The organism is Paenibacillus sp. D2_2 (assembly GCF_031199965.1).
Classification (GTDB): domain Bacteria; phylum Bacillota; class Bacilli; order Paenibacillales; family Paenibacillaceae; genus Fontibacillus.
Genome location: NZ_CP133605.1, coordinates 1,437,048 through 1,454,711, shown reverse-complemented (window position 1 = coordinate 1,454,711; position 17,664 = coordinate 1,437,048). Strand labels below are relative to the sequence as shown.

The 17,664-nt window shown below is 48.0% G+C and carries 16 protein-coding genes and 4 pseudogenes; 4 read left to right on the top strand and 16 right to left on the bottom strand.

Going from position 1 to position 17,664, the window contains the following annotated elements; genetic code table 11:
* Positions 1-6 precede the first annotated feature (6 nt).
* From RE628_RS07265 to RE628_RS07245, 5 genes are read right to left on the bottom strand one after another with little or no spacing between them, the layout of a single operon-like run.
* The gene (locus RE628_RS07265) at positions 7-744 is read right to left on the bottom strand and encodes an SDR family NAD(P)-dependent oxidoreductase (protein WP_309158145.1); all 738 of its coding nucleotides are present in this window, start codon (positions 742-744) and stop codon (positions 7-9) included.
* A 56-nt stretch (positions 745-800) separates the two neighbouring features.
* Positions 801-1,235, bottom strand: coding sequence for an L-fucose mutarotase (gene fucU / locus RE628_RS07260; RefSeq protein WP_309158144.1), 435 nt, complete (start codon positions 1,233-1,235; stop codon positions 801-803).
* Entirely contained in the window at positions 1,229-2,734 is a 1,506-nt protein-coding gene (locus RE628_RS07255) for a rhamnulokinase (protein ID WP_309158143.1), read from the bottom strand. The genes fucU and RE628_RS07255 overlap by 7 nt, the downstream gene beginning before the upstream one ends.
* A gap of 17 nt (positions 2,735-2,751) precedes the next feature.
* Entirely contained in the window at positions 2,752-3,411 is a 660-nt protein-coding gene (locus tag RE628_RS07250; protein ID WP_309158141.1) for a class II aldolase/adducin family protein, read from the bottom strand.
* Positions 3,412-3,466: 55 nt separating this feature from the next.
* Positions 3,467-5,257 (bottom strand): L-fucose isomerase, encoded by a 1,791-nt coding sequence (locus RE628_RS07245; protein WP_309158140.1) that lies wholly within the window; start codon positions 5,255-5,257, stop codon positions 3,467-3,469.
* Between the two features lie 282 nt (positions 5,258-5,539).
* Between RE628_RS07245 and RE628_RS07240 the strand changes: the two genes are divergently transcribed.
* The 4 genes from RE628_RS07240 to RE628_RS07225 all read left to right on the top strand — a co-directional run bounded on the left by RE628_RS07240 (position 5,540) and on the right by RE628_RS07225 (position 7,286).
* The gene (locus tag RE628_RS07240; RefSeq protein WP_309158139.1) at positions 5,540-6,322 is read left to right on the top strand and encodes a VanW family protein; all 783 of its coding nucleotides are present in this window, start codon (positions 5,540-5,542) and stop codon (positions 6,320-6,322) included.
* A gap of 114 nt (positions 6,323-6,436) precedes the next feature.
* A complete protein-coding gene (locus RE628_RS07235; RefSeq protein WP_309158138.1) occupies positions 6,437-6,778 on the top strand; it encodes an AraC family ligand binding domain-containing protein in 342 nt (113 codons plus the stop codon).
* A 56-nt stretch (positions 6,779-6,834) separates the two neighbouring features.
* A complete protein-coding gene (locus RE628_RS07230) occupies positions 6,835-7,116 on the top strand; it encodes a helix-turn-helix transcriptional regulator (protein WP_309158137.1) in 282 nt (93 codons plus the stop codon).
* Complete coding sequence (locus tag RE628_RS07225) at positions 7,068-7,286, top strand: helix-turn-helix domain-containing protein (protein ID WP_309159398.1); 219 nt, start codon at positions 7,068-7,070, stop codon at positions 7,284-7,286. Before RE628_RS07230 ends, RE628_RS07225 begins: the two co-directional genes overlap by 49 nt.
* Positions 7,287-7,441: 155 nt before the next feature.
* On the opposite strand, the gene RE628_RS07220 is transcribed toward RE628_RS07225, so the two are convergent.
* The 11 genes and pseudogenes from RE628_RS07220 to RE628_RS07170 form a co-directional block, all read right to left on the bottom strand.
* The gene (locus tag RE628_RS07220; protein WP_309158136.1) at positions 7,442-8,698 is read right to left on the bottom strand and encodes an acyltransferase family protein; all 1,257 of its coding nucleotides are present in this window, start codon (positions 8,696-8,698) and stop codon (positions 7,442-7,444) included.
* Between the two features lie 341 nt (positions 8,699-9,039).
* Positions 9,040-9,956, bottom strand: a pseudogene (locus tag RE628_RS07215) (NAD(P)-dependent alcohol dehydrogenase).
* A 33-nt stretch (positions 9,957-9,989) separates the two neighbouring features.
* Positions 9,990-10,688 (bottom strand): DUF4386 domain-containing protein, encoded by a 699-nt coding sequence (locus tag RE628_RS07210; RefSeq protein WP_375143051.1) that lies wholly within the window; start codon positions 10,686-10,688, stop codon positions 9,990-9,992.
* Between the two features lie 5 nt (positions 10,689-10,693).
* Positions 10,694-10,921 (bottom strand): helix-turn-helix transcriptional regulator, encoded by a 228-nt coding sequence (locus RE628_RS07205; RefSeq protein ID WP_309158134.1) that lies wholly within the window; start codon positions 10,919-10,921, stop codon positions 10,694-10,696.
* 1 nt (position 10,922) lies between these two features.
* Positions 10,923-11,369: a hypothetical protein gene (locus tag RE628_RS07200; protein ID WP_309158133.1), complete on the bottom strand. Its 447-nt coding sequence runs from the start codon at positions 11,367-11,369 to the stop codon at positions 10,923-10,925.
* A gap of 324 nt (positions 11,370-11,693) precedes the next feature.
* Positions 11,694-12,335, bottom strand: coding sequence for a hypothetical protein (locus RE628_RS07195; protein ID WP_309158131.1), 642 nt, complete (start codon positions 12,333-12,335; stop codon positions 11,694-11,696).
* A 315-nt stretch (positions 12,336-12,650) separates the two neighbouring features.
* A pseudogene (locus tag RE628_RS07190) lies at positions 12,651-13,363 on the bottom strand (GntR family transcriptional regulator).
* A gap of 11 nt (positions 13,364-13,374) precedes the next feature.
* Positions 13,375-14,391 (bottom strand): sugar kinase, encoded by a 1,017-nt coding sequence (locus RE628_RS07185; RefSeq protein ID WP_309158129.1) that lies wholly within the window; start codon positions 14,389-14,391, stop codon positions 13,375-13,377.
* Positions 14,384-15,139: a 2-dehydro-3-deoxy-phosphogluconate aldolase gene (locus RE628_RS07180; RefSeq protein ID WP_309158128.1), complete on the bottom strand. Its 756-nt coding sequence runs from the start codon at positions 15,137-15,139 to the stop codon at positions 14,384-14,386. Before RE628_RS07180 ends, RE628_RS07185 begins: the two co-directional genes overlap by 8 nt.
* Before the next feature lies 1 nt (position 15,140).
* Positions 15,141-16,242, bottom strand: a pseudogene (locus RE628_RS07175) (DgaE family pyridoxal phosphate-dependent ammonia lyase).
* Positions 16,208-17,397: pseudogene (locus tag RE628_RS07170) on the bottom strand (amidohydrolase/deacetylase family metallohydrolase). The pseudogenes RE628_RS07175 and RE628_RS07170 overlap by 35 nt, the downstream one beginning before the upstream one ends.
* Positions 17,398-17,664 lie beyond the last annotated feature (267 nt).

Below are 17,664 nucleotides of genomic sequence, written 5' to 3'. Positions count from 1 at the left end.
TATTCTCTACCATGGCCAACTATTCCCATCTACATCGACAAAGTCCAGCCTCTGCTCGGCCACTACAACTGTTGGGTCAGTGAACCGCTCGCGGATCAGCCTCAGAATTCCGTTAGCCGACTCAGCCGGCGTCAAAGCTGCTTCTGCATCAAGTGCTCCGCGCATATAGGTCTGCACCCACCCAGGATGCACAACCAGCATGCGTACACCATCCGATTTCATACTGTTGAACACTTGCTTGGACTGCATATTCTGAGCTGCTTTTGACATGCCATAGGCAAACCAGCGGTCCCGGCTGCACTGTTCGATGCTTCCCGCCTCAGAGGAGATATTAACGATCAGCTTATGTACGCTGTTCACAATCATCTCATGCAGCGCATTCGTCATTCGTTGCGCCCCGAGTGCATTGACATTGTACACCTGAAGCATGTCCGCAAAATCGAGCTCATCGCCTACACCAGACTGAATATCGCCGAGAATCGCCGCGTTGTTGATCAGCAGATCCACCGTCTCACAGCCTTGCTCCTTTACGGTCCGTACCGCTGCCTTCACGCTCTCGTCGCTGCCTACATCCAGATCAACGAGAATAAGCCGCTCCCCGTAAGCTGTACCCAGCTCGGAAAGCGACTTCTCCTGCTTGTTATATCTGCCAGCAATCACACGATATCCTTCGTGCAGCAATCCACGGACCATTTCAAACCCAACGCCACGATCGGCACCTGTCACCAAAGCGGTAAACATCATGAGATAGAAGCTCCTTTGGAAAGAAGATTGTTGGTTCTCCTTCCATTATAGGGTTATCACGGCTCGGACACTATGCCCTTTTTAAGAATAATATTGGCATAAAGCGCTAGTTCTCCAGTCGATACGACCGCATAAGCCCGTTTGGCACGCTCATAAAACGCAAATCTCTCTATCTCTTCAAAAGTTTCCGGTCTCGCATCATGCTTCGCAACGATACTCTTGTAGCGATCCCAAACTGGAGTCTCTACCGGATCTCCAGGAGTTACAGCCATAAGGGCTGCAGGATGATCCACATAGATATCCAGCGGAAAAAGCGGCAGGATCGCCTCTAACAACTCCGGTATGCTGTGCCCGTCGCAGCGAACGAGCCGCTGGGCATGACTCGCCGCCGGGAAGTTCGCATCAGCGAATACGATCTCATCGGAGTGGCCCATTTCCATCAATATTTTAATCAGATCAGGCGAAATTAAGCTGGAAATTCCTTTTAACATGGCTTTACCTCCATCAGCTGCTGATACCGTGCATATGCATTTTCCCATTCGGTCTGCTGTTCAGATTCATACGTGCTTATTGGAAAAGAAGCCTTCACCAGTTCTACGCCCTCCTGCATATCGGTTAGATAGCCTCCGGTCTGCAGTTGTACAAGCATATTGCCGATTGCGCTAGCTTCAACCGGGCAGGTCCAGACTGGACGTCCAATTGCTCCCGCCGTGAAGCGGCACAGCAATTCATTCTGAATACCACCGCCGACCATATGCAACCCATCAAACTTCGCCTCGGTCAGCTTCTCGGCCTGCTCCAGCACCATACGATACTTGAGCGCCAGACTCTCCAGAGTACAGCGCACCGTCTCGCCAATCGTCCGCGGCTCAGGCTGCCCGCTCTCGCGACAAAAGTCAGCTATTTCCTCCGGCATAGAATCCGGATTCATAAATCGCAGATCATCAGGATCAATCAAACTGCGGAACGGTTCCGCTATCTCAGCCAGGGCAACAAGTTGCGAAAAAGTGAGCGACTCGCCCCGTTGTTCCCAGATCCGTTTGCACTCCTGCAGAATCCATAGGCCCATAATATTTTTCAGCAAATGGTACGTTCCACCTGCTCCCCCTTCGTTGGAAAATTCCAACTTCAATACATCAGGATGCAGGAGCGGTTCTTGCATTTGCGTTCCAAGCAAGGACCATGTCCCGCTGACGAGATAGGCAAAGCTCTGCGAAGACGCAGGCACGGCAGCGGCTGCTGATTCCGTATCATGCGATACAGCAGCAATCACCTTGAGCCGTGGTACGCCCAGCTCTGCACAGATCTCCTCTGTTAGCTGACCGATTTCCGTTCCCGGCTGCACTGGCTCCAAGAACAGGAAATCGGATAGTCCCAGCTCACTCATCAGTTGCTTATTCCAAGCTCGATTCGCCGGATCGTAGAGCTGAGTCGTCGTCGCCATCGTAAATTCACATGCTTTACGCCCCGTTAGAAAATAGTTCAGCAGATCAGGTGTCAGTAGTAGCGTCTCAGCCACATCCAGCTTCGGAGAGTTGGCTTTCTTCATCGCATAGAGCTGATACAGTGTATTAAAAGGCATGAATTGCAGGCCGCTCTCAGCGAACAACCGCTCCGCACCCAGCTTCGCAGACAACTCCTCGACCAATCCCTCGGTCTGATGATCACGATAATGATACGGAATGCCGAGTAGTTCTCCATTAGCATCAAGCAGGCCGAAATCTACGCCCCAGGTGTCGATCGCACAGCTCTCCGGCTTATAGCCGAGCTGGAACGCTTTGCTGATGCCCGTCTTGATCTCGTGAAGCAATCCGAGCGTGTTCCAATGCAGATGCTCGCCGATGCGGACGGGCGTATTGGAGAATCGGTGAATCTCAGTTATCTGCAATCGCTTGGAGCCGCCCGGCGCAGCTTCCATCATTTCTCCAATAAGAGCTCTCCCGCTGCCGGCGCCCAGATCAAACGCCAGAACTGTTGGTGTATGAGTCATTCGTGGCACCGCCTTGTTTATTTCATTTTCTGCAGTAATTGAATCCGGTAGTCTTCACTTTCAAGCGCAGCAATGGCATCCACTTCTTCATCCGTAAGCACGGACGGCGTTCCGGCTGCCTTCGCGGCCAAATAGATTTTGGCGCTTTCCTCAACGACCTGCGTACGGTAGAAAGCTTCGCGTAGATTTCTGCCTGTAGTCACCAGACCATGGTTGCCCAATAAAATCGAGCTAGCCTCGTTCACCTTAGCGGCCACTGCATCAGCAAGCAGATCGGTTGTCGGAATCACATAAGGAATAAAGGCGGTACGTCCGACCAGAGCCGCTTGATCCGGGAACATGATCGGCAGTTCCTCCGCGATTAACGTAAACGCAATGCAATGCGACGGGTGCGTATGCACCATCGCTGAAATGTCCGGATTGCTGCGATAGCCATATAGATGCATCAGTACCTCGGAGGATGGACGATAGCCGCTGTCGGTTATTTCTCCACTCGGAATATCGACTTCGACCCACTCTTCAGCCTTGATCTCTTCCAGAGCGAAGCCGCTTGGCGACAAGTACATTTTGTCTCCGGCGCGGGCACTGATGTTACCGCCAGGGCCTACAACAAGGCCCTGGGCAACTATTTTTTGTGCGTATTTGCACAATTCGTTACGGATATCTATGTTTTGCATCGTAGTTATTTCCCCTCTCATAGGTATAAAGCCATAATCCACGCTGTGTTTCGAGTTATTTATACAACGGTCCAAAGTTCTCGCAAGCCCGGAAATCCGCGCTTTCGCTTTGCTCCGTACCAAACAGGCCCCAGGCCCGCGGACGGAATAATTTCTCTTTCGGTACATTGTGCATGCTAACTGGAATCCGAAGCATGGAGGCGAGTGTGATGAGATCCGCACCGATATGCCCATAGCTAATCACGCCATGGTTCGCTCCCCAATTGTCCATAACATCATAGACGCTAGTGAAAGCACCACTTCCTGTTAAGTTCGGCGCAAACCAAGTAGTCGGCCAGGTCGGATCAGTACGCTTATCGAGCGTATCATGCACGTCCTGTGGCAAATCAACCGAATAGCCTTCGGCGATTTGCAATACCGGGCCAAGACCCTTCACAAGATTCAGACGAGTCATCGTCATTGGCATTTCACCACGAGTCAGATAGTCCGTCGAGAATCCGCCGCCGCGGAAATACTCTACCGAAGCTGGGCGCCACTGTGTAGCTTCTAAAGTCGATTGAACCTCTTTATCGGTAATCTCCCAGAACGGCTTCATCGCTGGTTTGCCGTCAATCTGCTGCTCACCTGTACCATCCAAAGCCGCAGAACCCGAATTGATCAGATGAAGGATACCATCTGCAGCACGGCCTTCCAGCTTGTAACCAGCAACACGCTCTACAGAAGCTGGACTCCAGTACGTTCTAACGTCGGCAAAGATTTGCGCAGTATTCGTAAGCAGGTTGCCAAACAGCATGCCGACTCCGTTCAAACTGTCATTTTCTGTAGCAACGGTAAATGGCGCTCTCAACCCGTTCCAGTCAAAAGAAGAGTTCAGCATCGTCTCCATGAAGTCGCCGTTCGGGAAATGGTCCGTCCATTGCCGTTGGCCTTGGAAACCAGAAGCAATCGCATGGTGGCCGTTCGCTTCCTCACCGAAGCCAAGCTCAGCCAGACGCGGATTGCCGATCATCAGGTCGCGGGCGATCAGCGTCATTTTCACAACAGTCTCCCATTCCTGATCCTTGCGCTCGCGGGAGGTTTGCAAATGCTCTGGGTTATTGTCAGGACCCTCTGCACAGTTCTCCTTCACCCAAGCCAGCGCCATTTTATATTCCTCAGGATCATAGATTTCCTCATCGATCCTTCTCGTAAATTCACTCATATCGATATATTCGTTACGCATACCAAGATACTCTTGGAAGAAGCTATCATTCACGATCGAACCGGCGATCCCCATCGATACAGAGCCCATCGACAAATATGCTTTATCGCGCATCAACGCTACAGCGAGGCCGCTGCGGGCAAAACGGAGCAGCTTCTCCTGCACGTCGCCAGGAATCTTGTCATCGCCCTCGTCCTGCACATCTTCGCCGTAAATACCAAACGCCGGAATTCCTTTTTGCGCATGTGCAGACAACACAGCTGCCAAATACACTGCGCCTGGACGTCCGGTTCCATTAAAGCCCCAGATCGCCTTTGGCGTGCTCGCGTCCGTGTCCATCGTCTCCGTACCATAACACCAACAAGGCGTTACTGTGATTGTCAGGCCAACCTCAGATTGCTTGAATTTCTTTGCTGCCGCAGCCGCTTCGGCCACACCACCAATACAGGTATCCGCAATCACACACTCTACCGGATCGCCATTCGGGTATCTAAGCTCTGACGTTAACAGCTTAGCGACCGCCTTCGCCAGATTCATCGTTTGATCTTCGAGAGATTCCCGAACCCCTCTTCTTCTACCATCTATCGTTGGACGAATCCCAATCTTCGGAAAACCGTCTTTCCATCTGTAATCGCTTGCAGTCATGAAACATCCTCCTCTAGCTTTGTTATGTCTTCATTCTAGTTGGAGGCTGAAAGGGCGATAACCCACTATGCTGTCTTTTAACTGGAGGGGGTGGTCAATATAGTGTACCTGGGGGAGGGAAGCTAATGTATAATACCAATTATAGGAAGGTGTTTTGAATAAACAAACAACGAAACTAGTCACCTCAGGCGTTCTCAGTACTTAGCTTCTTTAATAAGATGGTTACATCATTAAAATTCATTTTAGGGGCATACATTGAAGAAGCCGATTCCCAGATCAAAAATGCGCTTAATCTTGGGTGCTTTTTATTTTCGCTGGAGAAGATACTTGAAATGGTATTTAGGTCGAACCAAATATGCCGCAAAGACAAGCCCCTCCTTACTCCCCGCGGAGATTATCAGGCATCAGACGCCGCTAATCCGGCAACTTAAAAACGTTGACATGTGGATGCAGACGAATAAAATCATAAACCTGAAGCTGGCCTTACAAAGAGTAAACGGTATTGTAATCCAGCCTGGCGAGACATTCTCTTATTGGAAATTAATCGGCCGTCCTTCGCGCAGAAAGGGGTATGTTGAGGGAATGGTCCTATTCTACGGTAGCTTCCGGGCGGGCGTCGGTGGTGGACTATGTCAGCTATCCAACTTGATCTACTGGATTACGCTGCATACTCCCTTGGAAGTTACGGAGAGACACCGCCATAGTTACGACGTATTCCCTGATTCGAATCGAAATCAGCCTTTTGGCAGCGGAGCTACCTGCGCTTACAACTACCTTGACTTGCAAATTTACAACCCGACAGATCAGCCTTATCAGCTGTATGTCTATCTGACCAACGACCATCTGGTCGGAAGCTGGAATACTACCTCGGCAAGCAAACTCAGATACGAGATCTATGAAAAAGAACATAGCATGACACAGCAATCATGGGGCGGGTATGTCAGACATAATCTTATTTTCAGGCGGGTGAGCAATGTGGAGGGCGAGCTGGTAGACGATCAATATGTGACAGAAAATCATGCATTGATGATGTATCCGCCTTTTTTGAAGCAGGAGAATGCTTAGCATTTGGTGGGAATCTGTTCTCTTAAATGATCCAGTCAGAGTAAATTAACCCTTTTTCAGATGGCCCAAGGTTATGGCATAATGAAGTTAGATTGTTATCGGGAGGGAACCGTTGTGCCTAAAATCGAAATCACCCATCAAAAAAGCGATACCTTCCGCTTCAAAAGAGTCCCAGAGCTACTCTTCGCCGGCAAGGTTGAGGATGAGAGCTTCTTCTACGCGCCACCGCAGATTCATGATTTTTGCGAGATCATCTACATTGTGGAAGGGACCGGAGAGTTCTCGATCGGTGGAAAAAACTACACTCTGCAGCAAGGGGATGTAGCCATCTATAACCCCGGAGTTCCCCATGAGGAGCGTTCTTCGAGCGAGGTGCCTTTCAAGGTATTCTATTGCGGCGTAGATAATCTACATATTGAGGGTGTCCCTTACGGAATGCTGCTCCCCCATATGTAGACCCAGTCATTTCTTGCGAGAAGTACGCTTATCGGGTAGAGAGCTATCTGTCCGAGATGCTGCAGGAATGTGACTCCCAGGTTCTGGGCTATGAGACGCTCAGTAATAACCTGTTAATGTCGCTGATTACACTTATTTATCGCATTGTTGATGTGAAGCATCAGTTCCAGGAGCTAAAGGGCAAGAACGAAATATCCCTGCGGACGAAGGAATTTATCGATAAGAACTACACTCAGAGCATCACGCTCAAGGATATCGCCGACACGCTCTATGTTAGCCAGCACTACCTATCCCACCGTTTCAAAAAGATCTTGGCGACTCTCCCGTTAATTACCTGATTAATCGGAGAATTGAGGGAGCTAAGCGACTGCTGGCGGACAGCGACATTCCGGTTCACGAAATCGCCGCCCGTGTCGGCTATAGTAACGACAAGTATTTCTCCATGCTATTCAAGAAGGTCACCGGCCAGACACCATCGGCATTTCGGGATGGGAAGCGGGAACGCTAAGGAAACTAGAGAAATCAGATCATTATGACTCGGTAGAGGCACTCATTTCCGTTAGAATTTCAAAAGGCCTTTATTCCTATGAATAAAGGCCTCTATTTCTGTTAGAGCTAGGCGACCGAGCTAGTTGACCAACGATTCCCCTCCGCCACCATAACTTATGCGGCTTTACCCGAGTGTGTATCCGTCCGCTTGCGCCGAAAGAACGGTTTACCCTTCGACCAATTGATGAACGGCTGCTCTATGACATAATAAGAGATCGTCGCCACCGCATACGAGATTGCAACGACGGATACACTGATGCCTAACCATCGCCACACGTCCACGATCCCGAAATAGTGATAATCCTTTATGCCGTACATTTCGATTAAGGTTATGAACAGATAGTGCCAAATATACAAGCCGAACGAAATTTTCGCGGTAAATCGAAAAAAGCGGTTTTCAAGCAACCGCCCTAACATCAGGCTGAACGGTGCCGACAACAGCACGACTCCGAACAAAGTGGCATAAGCCGGGAAGTAGTACGGCTGGTGCTGGAAGCTGAAGTCAAATTCGCCTAGATGGCGCATGCGCCAGATCAGCAAGCCGGCAAGCACCAAAGCGACTCCCCCGACTACGTCGAACAGCCCAAGTTTTCGAAACCGCTCGATTGCGGTGCCGCGCTGCATGATCGCGGTTGTTACGCCCGCCGCCAGGATGCCGATGGTGAAGTGGCCGAAGAATCCGATTGGATTGTAATTCGGCATCCAGTATTTTGCACCGCCGAGCTGACCAAATTCCCAACCTCGGCCATCTTCGCTTGGCGTAAACCACCGATGTATGAGCGAGTTGGCGACAAGCACCAATCCAAATGCGACGACCCAGAACAAAATCGCCTTTCCGAACGAACGCCGCTTGCTGAGCATAAACAATAAAGCCATAAATAAAGGCATAAGCATGTAGCAAAACACCTCGAAGCTGATCGACCAGAATGGCCCATTCAAGTCGGACGGAAAAAACGTTGTATAGTGGAAGCCAGACGTAAACGTGAAACCCGTTATGATTCGCCGCCACAAAAACTCGGTATGAATGTCCAGCCTCCATACAAGCAACAGACAAACCAAGAACGAAACATAGAAGCCGGGCATAATTCTTGCAGCGCGACGCACTGCATACGTTCGGATACTCGGATACGCCTCATTTTCCAAATAAGCGCTCCAAAAAGGGAACGACAACAAAAATCCGCTTAACACGAAAAACAAGCTGACCCCGCTGTTCCCAAGCAGAAAAACCGACTGCACTTCTTGAAGCCAATGCTTTTGTGCGGGCATCGCTAGACGTTGTGACAAATGATGTAGGATGACGGACAGGCAAGCGATCGCACGAATGCCATTCGCTCCTGTTAATTGGGTACTGCCTAACCGAATCTTTGACATCAGCTCAATTTCCTCTTTTCCGAATAGACTTCCCGAACGGATGATTGCCCGCGTAAACAACGAAATGGCCGTCGAGCTGAACAGGATAATCTTACCCTAGAACACCGCATCCGGTTGCCCATTACTCCCATTCCCAATGGCGCCGTACATCGATTTCAGGTACTCCTATCTTTCAATAAACTATGGGAAAATCCTCCAACGATTTGTTTATTCAGCAAAAAAAATACCACGATCCGAAATTCGCCAAGATGCTGGGCATCTTGAGAGTCGGTGTGGATAAAACCGCTAATATAAAACGCCGATAATCGCGTTGTCTATCTTATCCTTATTCCTGTTACTCACTAAAGGCAAGTTTCTCTCACAGTTACGACGACATTCCCCTTCTTATGTTTTTGTTCTACATAACGATGGGCATCGGGAATTTGTTCCAACGAATAGCGTCTATCGATGACTGGTTTAATTTTACCAGCCCCGAGTAGCTCTTGGAGGAAGATGAGGTCTTGGGTGCGAGGCTTTTGTGTCATATGCACACTCACATATTTTCCGTTCGTACGCAGTGCTTTTTGGAATATCGATTTTTTGATTTTCGATATCGGTTTCCCGACGGCATCAAAGATTAAATCATAGCTTTCTCCAAGCGCCATGAAATCCTGTTTCGTATAATCTATGACTCGATCAGCTCCTATAGATCTTACCATCTCAAGATTGGTGGTACTGCATACTCCTGTTACATCTGCCCCGTAATATTTGGCAAGCTGCACCGCAAAAGTACCAACACTCCCAGAGGCTCCATAAATAAGAACCTTCATTCCGCTCGCGATATTCCCCTCCCTAAGAAAGTTCAACGCGGTTATTCCCCAATGGGAACAGCGGCAGCCTCCTCATAGCTCACTTTCACCGGTTTGATGGCCACCAATCCATCTTCAGGCAAGCATTTGTACTCGGCATATGCGCCGAAGCCAAAACCACAAGACGCAAATACTTGATCACCGATTTTAAATCGTGTTACATCTTTGCCTACAGATTCAACTTCCCCAGCTAACTCAAACCCCAATATCGTTACCTTTTTGGGCCTTAATAGACCATTGTACAGTCTTGCGAGGAATGGGTCGGCCTTTCGCATGCGCCAGTCCCCCGCTGTTACCGTTGTCGCATATATTCTGACCAGTATTTCATTATCCTTAGGTGTGGGTTTCTCTAGCTCCTTCAGATGAAGAACATCGGGCGATCCGTATTTGTCATACACAACCGCTCTCATCCTTGCTCCTCCTTGATTGTACTATTTTCCAATCTAATGTTTGCTTGAATGAACTGCCGATCCATTAAACCCTTTCGAGATGAGCCACACCGCAAGAGTCATTTCATTGGCGAATATCGGAAGCGCCAAGATCGCTCCCCATGTAGAGACTTGATCGATAACCCCAAACATTTCCAATAAGGCAGCAAGAAGGATCAATAATGACCCTGTCAAACCCAATATGGGGATGAACTTAGGTACAAGTTTGGACTTATAAAAAATATAGCTATACATCATCGTATTAATGCCTAGAAAGAAATTAGGTCCAAGCAAAAACGTCCAGTCATGCACTGCTTTTAGCAAAGTACCCGACACTTGATAAGAAGCAAGGTCCGGAGTTCCCGAAGCTATATAGTCCTGGCTTAAGGTTAGCAGAGACAATACGCTGATAACCCCAACCGTAATAACAACCGCCTCCATAAACCGGAAGCAAACATGCCAAAGGGCAATCGTTCTATTATATTTTTTCAAGAATGGGAACATCACGGTTGCAGTACCGACCGCTGAAACGACAAGAATTAACTCCATAAGCGCTCCCAGGACAACCTGATTAGCATGTGCTGAACCTTGAACCAGATAATCTGAGTCGTTCAGAATCGGTTTATAAAATAGAGCACCTAATATGGCTGTAATGGCAGCTATAATAAAGAGAACACCTGTGATTCTTGATGCTGTCTTCGTTGAAAAATCCAATTTCCTCATCTCTCCTCTGAGTTTTCTCCGTAAAAGAATACCTCTTCCAACGACAAATTAAAGGCGTGAGCAATACGAAATGCCAACTCCAATGACGGGGAGTAGTTTCCTTTTTCAAGAGCTACGATCGTTTGTCTGGTTACACCCACCTTGTCGGCCAGCTGCTGCTGGGTCATTTCATTATGATTAAATCGTAATTTTCTGATGTGATTGCCAACAAGAACTTTACCCATCTTAGACTCCTCTCCTGTAGTGATATAGTCTCGATATTGAGCCGATTACGTCTGAAAGAAATCCAGAGACGATTAGGACGATGAACATCACCTTCAAGGGCTGGTCTATAACCAAAGAACCCATAGCCAGAAGGAAACCAATGATAAACACAGCAAATGAATTTCGAAAGGCCAACAAGTCGATGCGCTTATCCAGTTCATCCGCGAATGAAGGTTCCTTTTCACCCGTCGTCATTCGGAAGGCGATGTTAAAAATAATACTAATCACGATATGTGCTGCGATGGAAACCAAGGTCAATACAAGAACGAAGGAGCCCCAGTAATGAAAGGTTACTTTTGAATCCAGAACTTCTTTGGGATACTCTGGATACTTGTACAGGCAGTACACTATAAAAATGAGTATGGTGCTGATTAGCGATACGATGCTCTTCTTTTCTTGATAGGTCATATACGACACCACCTTCATCAAAGTCAAACCTGCTTAACATAATGTATGATGAACTTTACATAAAGTGAACTTTGTTATACAAAAAAAGCCGAATCACCACCTAAATAGGTCGTGATCCGGCTATGGCGATAACAAAGCTTGACGTTAATTGTGGTACGATTCTCCGCGTACTCGGTGTCAATATTGAATATAGGGACGTCGATCCGAGGTTCCTCGTAAGGGCTCACGTTCAATTCAATTCCTTTTCTGGCCATGTCGGCCTTAAGGCCATCCTTAACGGATGGCCCTTTCTCTAAAATCTATCAACCTATGAATTTTTCTATATCACAATCCAAAATGTTCACGAACTAATCTAAATTGCTCTTCAACACTCAAACTAGGTGTTCTTTCAATGGTTTTGATACCATTTTTAACACATGCATCTCTAATGTCATGAGAAAACTTTTTCATGTTTTTGTTACCGTTCTTGATTGTGGCCGCTGGATCAGCTGTAAGATTAATAACATCCAAAATCATCTTATGGTCTTCCCTAAAAAAATATAGTCTTTCTATTTCTTCATCAGTCGTATAGAGACATATCATTCTTTCTTTAGGGATAAAGGGTAGTATCCGTTCAGGCATTATTCCTAGATCTATTATAATGGGTTTATCAGTAGGCAATCTCAACAAATCAATAACAAAAAACTCCATCATTTCTTTGACAATTTGAAAAAGCCATTCACCATGTTCATCATTGGGTTTATTAAACCATTTATCCCAGTCCAGATCAGGATGAGGATATTGAAGGGCAGGGTATTCAGCAGGACTAGTGAATGGTCTATATTTTAAGACATTATCCTCAAGCGTTTGAAATCCTAACTCCTCAATAAATTTTCGCGTCATTGTGGTCTTGCCTGCGCAACAACCACCATTTAACCAATAAACATGCTTTAATTGTTCTTTCAAATAATTATTATTAACTTTCATATTTACCCTCCTCAAATTTTAATTTTGAGGAAGTTGGCGGATTCTTATCGGCTTTCTATAACAGTGAAAGTACATATTAAATCCTCCTTTCCGAAGCATAATGGTATTATTCCATCAACTGCACGTAAATCCCTCTCTACTCTACAATAAAAATTCAATAAGTAATCTTAAACTAATCTGCCCGTTAGATTAATGGATGAAAGATAACAGCCCCTTAGAACTTATCATCGTTCTGAGGGGCTGTTAATTGTGTCACAGCATATCTGATACTGTATAATAAAAAACCTGTTAACTCGCTATTTTCGTGCAACATAGTTACATTTCATAATTCACTACATAATTCTGCAGCGCTGTATTGTAGTACCCAACGCTATATTCGACGATTCTCCTTGACATATCGCACGAGTAGCGCAACCGCTTCAAGGCGGGTATCCCAGCCGTTAGCTGCAAGGCACGCAGCACCGGCTCCGGCGGCATTGCAACTCCGAACTCATCGTGAAGCTTGTCTAAAGACAGCTCCCGTTCCTCCAAAAGTTCATATAAAGACTGAGCGTTGAGATCCTCCAGACTGATTGGCCCCGCCTCCAAAGTCAAGTAATGCGTATAGTGGATATAAGGGCTGCCGTCCAGATAATAGATCCGCTCCAAGCATAGACACTGCTCTCCGAATAGGCGAAAGGACTCACTATCCGTAGCATTTTGGACGATCTCAGAACGTAGCCATTTTTTCTCGATCCGATGCCCCTGCTCCACCAGAATCTCCGTAAAATGCTTCCACTTAGATAGCTTGGACGCATTCGAATTACGGATTACCTTCGTTCCCCGCCCGCTGCCCTTCTCGACATAGCCCTCCTGGGCCAGCTCCTGGATGGCATTTCGAACCGTAATTTTGCTGACGGCAAACTCCTGCTCCAACTGCGGCTCAGAAGGGATATTCTCCCCAAAGGATACACACCGTGCAGAATCCGTTCCTTGATTATATTTTTAATTTGTAAATAGAGTGGTTTATCTTTACGGGACAAGCTCACTTGTCGTTCAACTACCTTTCTACGTCACCTGCAGATGCCGTCATCGCCCGAAGCACCTCCGGCTCGGAAGCCATCGGCGTATCCCCGGATACCGTATGAGCCAGCATGGCAGCGGCTGCGGAAAAACTTACCGTCTTCTCCGCCGCGAAGCCCTCCAACTCGCCATGGATAATTCCGCTGGCATAGGCATCTCCAGCCCCTATTCTATCATATACGGAAAAGGTCAGCATATCCGAATAAGCAAAGCATCCACCGCGCAAAAGAAATCCGCGCAAAGAATGCTCATTACTGCTATGAATGGATCGATGAGTCCCGGCGATTACGGAAATCTTATATTGCTCCGCTACCTGCGGCAGCAGCTCCTCTAGCTGGTCTTCACGCCGCTCCTTGGTCGTGCTCATACCCAGTGTATACAGCGCATCCTGCTCATTCATCATCACGATGTCCGACAGCTCGAGCATATTTTCATAATGTGGCTTGGCTTTGGCATAGCCGTCTTCTCCCCACAACGATGGCCTGTAGTTGCAATCAAAAATCACGGTCCCACCGCGCTGCTTAACAGCCTTAGCCAGAGCCTTCATATGCTGCCGTACACCATCATTCATTGCCAATGCAATTCCGCAAAAATGCAGCGCATCGATCTCCGAAGCGATCACCTCATAATCATAGGCATCCGCCGGAGCTGTATTGAAGCTGCTCTCCAACCGATTCGTATAAGTCACCCTGCTTGACCTTGCGCCGAATCCATTTTCGAGGAAGTACAGGCCCATGTATTTTCCATAACGTTGAACTAAGGAAGTATCAATCCACAGCTTGCGCAAATAGGCCTCGGCGGCATCTCCAAGTGCGTTCTCTGGCAATCTTGTAATCAGGTTCCCCTGATGCCCGTAACGGGCCAGCGCTGATACCACATTGACTCCCGTCCCGGAAAAAGAATACTTGAGCGTATTTCCCTGTGACAGCAGATCATAACCTGGCACCTGCAGCCGCATCATCACTTCGCCAAAAGCTGCGATCCGCTTAGGCATATTGATCCGCCAGCCTCTTCATAATTGCGGTCAGCTCGCGAACTTGCTCAATATTGGTGTTGCCAGTCTCTTTATCGATAATTGAAGAGTATACATGCGGAATGACCTGCTTGACTCCAGCTTCCAGCGCAATCGACAGAATCGCTTCAAAATTATCCATATCAATCCCGCCCGTCGGCTCCAGTGCGAAACCCTCTTTGGCACAAGCTTCCGCGATTGCGCGATATTCATCCTCACGGCTCAGGCCCTGCATCGGGAAGTATTTCAACGCATTACCGCCCATGTCCTTAACAAGAGCAATCGCAGATTTGACAGGTACAATCGCCTGATCGTCTCCGGCCGCACTAATTGGGCCTGTAGAAATATTGACGAAGCCTGGGCGTCCACAAGGTGAGACAAGACTGTTAATCCAGCTGTCCTTATCGCCAAGGTTCGCGCGCGTAGCTCCTACAGCCGGGAACACTTGATTGATGTGGCTACCCGGGTATTGCTTCGCTATTTTCGCCACAACAGCAGCCTGACGGTTATCCCCGGCTCCCAGACCGATCGACACGGCTTCCTCAATCTCGCTACCGTATTGTGTCATCGCCTGAACGGCGTCTTCTACGGAAGAATAGTTCTTGGAGAGAACGCCGACCAGCACATAGCCTTCCGCAGCTTCGAAAATTTCCTTCGCATTCGCAATATCCTTCGCCAACACGTTCAGGGCCACACGCCCTCTATAGAAACGCTTATCAATTAGAGCCATCTTATTTACCTCCTGCTAATTCACGGATTCTAGATTCAATAACGTGGATGTCGTCCCCTAACAACGGGCGCGGATCGATATCAAAATAACCTTGCCTTACCCCGTAATCCCGCGTATATACTGCAATGTTTCCATTTTGTAAACCTGTTACTACGTCCTTGGCTGTTACGCCAGCTTGCTGCGAATCTATCTGAACCCTTGCCCGGAAAATAGCCCGTCCTGCCTCATCCTGTACAATCGATACCTTTACTCCGGCCAGTTCGTTAAGTGGCATTAGAGCTTGCAAGGTTTCTTTTTCCTGCTCACTGCGATCTTCCTTCACCATATATTCATCGAGCGCCTGCAGTAAACCAAAGGACGTCTCCTTCCCGACCTTCATGCTGCGACCAATCCCAGACAATTGCACCTTTACCCATTCGATATAAGTACGTCTACCGGCAACGATGCCTGAGGTCGGGCCTTCGATCGCTTTGGATCCACTGTAAATGGCCAGATCAGAGCATTTCACGTATTTCTGCAAATCCTCTTCAGCAGCCGCATCAACAATAAGCGGAACTCCGTTGCGCTGGGCCACCACCCACGCCTCTTCCACTGAGATCATGTTCTTCTGAACAGCGTGGTGTGATTTTACATATAAAATAGCTGCTGTCTTCTCGGAGATGGCGTCCTCAATATGCTCGGCTCGGCCTTCATTGGCATAACCGACCTCAACCAGCTTGCCTCCGCCCAGATAGACCATCGTCTCTACCGGAGCACCGTACTGTACATTATGGCCTTTGAGAATAATGATCTCATTCTGGAAGATCGGGTCTTGATGGAGTCGCTCGCTCTGGCGGCGTTCCCCCTCGTGACGATCCGGCAACGGAGAGAGCGATGCCGCTGGAAGCTGAATTTACGACAACCGCCGCTTCTGAGCCCAGAATCCCAGCGATGCGGTCGCCTGCTTTGTTCACTAGGTCGGCGATTTCCACATAGCTCTGCCCGCCCTGCCTCATCGCCTCCATTACAGTATCGCTCGGCGCAGATACGCCAAGAATACTCATGCGGCCGCTAGCATTGATGACGCGCTTAAGCCCGTACTTCGCATTTAATGAATGTCCCATTCGTATACACTCCTTTGGCTTTTATGAGCTGATTCGTCGTCCGTTGCTCACCTTCCGAATCGGTCAGTATTGCGGATTCCTGATCAAGACTAAATAGAGTTAAGTTAGCTGCATCTCCTATGTGGATACGTCCAAGATCCGGACGGCCCAGCCATTCGGCAGCATTCGTCGTAACCGCTGCGATGATTTGTTCTAGTGGATAGCCGAGCAGCAGGAATTTAGACAGCACATTGGCCATGCTGTACACCGGACCGTTCAACCGGTTACCACGATAAATGTCTGTGCTGATCGTATTTGGCGTGATGCCATATTGTTTGGCCGCTTCAGCAACCTTGAACGAGAAGCTCGCCGTCCCATGACCCACATCCAGATGCACGCCCCGGGCTATCGCATCCTGCAGTACCTTAAGAGGCTGACCATGCTCATCAAACAGATTGTTCTTCTTACCATTTAAATAGTGCGTAATAATATCTTTTCGCTCTAACAACGGAATTACCTCCGTAATGTCTGGAGGGGCCGAGCCGATATGTACCATTAACGGCAACTCTGTCTCACTAGATAGACTCCGAGCCTTCTGCAGCGGCTTAATCCCGTTCTCACCGACCACACTGCTGCTAATCCGCGCCTTAAGGCCGACAATTACATCACTGAACGTATCAACTGAAGCCAGTACCTTGCCGCGGTCAATCCATTCGAGATTGGAGAGCTCGTCGATTCTTTTTAGGCCGATTCGTGAAATGTTCAGAAATGCGAACAAGTTAGTCATCGCTTCCTGACTGCTCTCGACCAAGTCTTTGATTCTGTCTGCTCCGCAGCTTCCAGCATCGACAATCGTCGTTACACCCTGCCTCACGCCAATTTCATCGATTACGTCGCCGTAAGGATCGAATTCCGGAAAAGCATGCACATGCATGTCAATCCAACCGCTGGAGACATAGTCCCCTGCCCGTCGCATACGGTAGTTCCGTCTACGGATTGACTCAGACTGGGAGTTTCCAGTCTATCGTAAGCGGTAGAGCCGCTATCCGGTTGACTCTGTGCGGAGATACCCTGACCGACCGGAGTGATCCCAACAATCCTGCCTTCCTCAATAATGATGTCGATTTCCTCTCCATCCACGCGCTTCACGTTGTGGAGAATAAATCTATCATCCATCCCTCTCACCACATTTCGATATAAGGTAGTTCAAAAAGTCCACTAAAAGTAGCCTTTTTAAATCTTCAACGTAACATTATAATGTTTACGATAGCACGGAATTTGTGATTAGTAAATATAACGTTATAATGTTTAAGAAGAAACTTTTTAAAGTAACATCCCTCTATAAGTGCGTATTCAAAAAGGGCGGTTAATCAAAAGCGGACTTTCTGAACAACCTCTATAAATATGTTATGAAATGAGCTATACTAAGGTAAAATAGTAAGG

What these genes read in the sequence shown, in the direction of transcription:
- RE628_RS07265 (WP_309158145.1), bottom strand. Translation starts at nt 744, where the DNA reads ATGATGTTTACCGCTTTGGTGACAGGTGCCGATCGTGGCGTTGGGTTT.
- fucU (WP_309158144.1), bottom strand. Translation starts at nt 1,235, where the DNA reads ATGTTAAAAGGAATTTCCAGCTTAATTTCGCCTGATCTGATTAAAATA.
- RE628_RS07255 (WP_309158143.1), bottom strand. Translation starts at nt 2,734, where the DNA reads ATGACTCATACACCAACAGTTCTGGCGTTTGATCTGGGCGCCGGCAGC.
- RE628_RS07250 (WP_309158141.1), bottom strand. Translation starts at nt 3,411, where the DNA reads ATGCAAAACATAGATATCCGTAACGAATTGTGCAAATACGCACAAAAA.
- RE628_RS07245 (WP_309158140.1), bottom strand. Translation starts at nt 5,257, where the DNA reads ATGACTGCAAGCGATTACAGATGGAAAGACGGTTTTCCGAAGATTGGG.
- RE628_RS07240 (WP_309158139.1), top strand. Translation starts at nt 5,540, where the DNA reads ATGCGCTTAATCTTGGGTGCTTTTTATTTTCGCTGGAGAAGATACTTG.
- RE628_RS07230 (WP_309158137.1), top strand. Translation starts at nt 6,835, where the DNA reads ATGCTGCAGGAATGTGACTCCCAGGTTCTGGGCTATGAGACGCTCAGT.
- RE628_RS07220 (WP_309158136.1), bottom strand. Translation starts at nt 8,698, where the DNA reads ATGTCAAAGATTCGGTTAGGCAGTACCCAATTAACAGGAGCGAATGGC.
- RE628_RS07205 (WP_309158134.1), bottom strand. Translation starts at nt 10,921, where the DNA reads ATGGGTAAAGTTCTTGTTGGCAATCACATCAGAAAATTACGATTTAAT.
- RE628_RS07200 (WP_309158133.1), bottom strand. Translation starts at nt 11,369, where the DNA reads ATGACCTATCAAGAAAAGAAGAGCATCGTATCGCTAATCAGCACCATA.
- RE628_RS07195 (WP_309158131.1), bottom strand. Translation starts at nt 12,335, where the DNA reads ATGAAAGTTAATAATAATTATTTGAAAGAACAATTAAAGCATGTTTAT.
- RE628_RS07185 (WP_309158129.1), bottom strand. Translation starts at nt 14,391, where the DNA reads ATGCCTAAGCGGATCGCAGCTTTTGGCGAAGTGATGATGCGGCTGCAG.
- RE628_RS07180 (WP_309158128.1), bottom strand. Translation starts at nt 15,139, where the DNA reads ATGGCTCTAATTGATAAGCGTTTCTATAGAGGGCGTGTGGCCCTGAAC.